The following is a 1500-nucleotide window of genomic DNA, read 5'->3' on the forward strand; positions in this document are numbered from 1 at the left end:
GCCGTACCCGCCCGCCCGCCGGCGGCCCCGCCGGGTCGCCCGCGAGGCCGCGTGCGCCGGTCTCCGGGCCGATGCCGTCGCCCGGCTCCGCTCCGGCGCCGTCGCCGTCCGCGTCGGGCTCGTCCACGTCCAGCGGCGGCATACCGGCGAGGGTGGGCAGCTGCTCGCGCAGCCGCGCCGCCAGCTCGGAGGCGCGCAGCCGGGAGGCGGGGGCCTTGGCCAGGCACTGGACGAGGAGCTGCCACAGCTCGTCGGGGATGCCGGGCAGCGGTACGACGGTCTCGGTCACGTGCCGCCGCAGGACGGCGCCGGGGTGTCCGCCGCCGAACGGCGTGAACCCGGCCAGCAGCTCGTAGAGCACCGTGGCCAGGGCGTAGATGTCGACGGCGGCGCGTGGCGGGAGGCCCTCCACGATCTCCGGGGCGAGATAGTCGGGCGTGCCGATGATCTTCGTGGAGCGGGTGCGCTTCGGGGTGTCGATCAGCTTGGCGACGCCGAAGTCGGTGAGCAGGGCCCGGTGGGAGCCGCCGGGTCCGAGGGGGCCCTGCATGTCGAGCAGGATGTTCTCGGGTTTGACGTCGCGGTGGACGACACCGGCGGCATGGGCGGCGGCGAGCCCTTCGGCGACGTCCGCGACGATGGCGACGGCGGCCTCGGGGGCGAGCCTGCGTTCCCGTTCCAGCCGGGTCCTGAGGTCGGTGCCGCGGACGAGGTCCATGACGAGCGCGAGATCGTTGCCGTCGACGACCAGGTCGCGCACGGACACGATGTTGGGGTGCTCCAGGCCGAGCAGCGCGGTGCGCTCCTGCACGAAGCGGCCCACCAGTTCCTCGTCGGAGGCGAGGTCCTCACGCAGCAGCTTGACGGCGACGGGCCCGTCCGGGCCTTCGCCGAGCCACACCGTGCCGGCGCTGCCCCGCCCGAGGATCTGGTGGGCGGTGTACCGGCTGCCGATCTTCCGTGCCAAGACTGCTCCTACAGACGCGTGTTGTCGTCAAAAAGTACGCGTCGGACGAGCCGATCCTCACCGCGGAGGCGGAAATCACCCATCGGATGTCGACAAATCAAGGAACTCGTCGGCGTGTCATCGGGCCCCGCCGTGGTCCGGCGAGGCGCCCGCGGGCTGTCACTGGGAGGAGGTGCCGCCGCCTCCGCCGTCGCTGCCGAGGTCGCCGACCCAGTCGGTGACGCGGTTGAACCAGTCGGTCAGCTGCTGCCAGTACCCCTCGCCGGAGCCGATCCAGTCCTGAAGGGGCGTCAGTTCCCAGACGAGCCAGCCGGCGACGAACAGCACGACGACGACGAACAGGCAGCCCTTGAGGCAGCCCAGTCCGGGGATCTTCATCGGGTTGGCGCTGCGCTGCCGCGGGGGCCTCGGCTCGCGGGCGGGCCGCTGCTGCGGCGCCGGCTGCTGGGGTGCCTGGGGCTGCGGGGTGGCGTACCGCTGGGGCTGCTGCTGCGCCGCCGGCCCCAGCAGCAGCCCCAGCGGTACGCCACCCC

At 73.5% G+C, this 1500-nt stretch carries 1 protein-coding gene and 1 pseudogene; both read right to left on the reverse strand.

Annotated features, from left to right (window positions below):
* Window positions 1-967: serine/threonine-protein kinase (locus MTQ10_RS30320; protein WP_247473865.1), on the reverse strand; the 967-nt coding region annotated here is incomplete at its 3' end.
* Between the two features lie 159 nt (window positions 968-1126).
* A pseudogene (locus MTQ10_RS30325) lies at window positions 1127-1500 on the reverse strand (serine/threonine protein kinase); the annotation flags it as partial.

Source organism: Streptomyces sp. XM83C (genome assembly GCF_023072675.1).
GTDB classification, from domain to species: Bacteria; Actinomycetota; Actinomycetes; order Streptomycetales; family Streptomycetaceae; genus Streptomyces; species Streptomyces thermocoprophilus.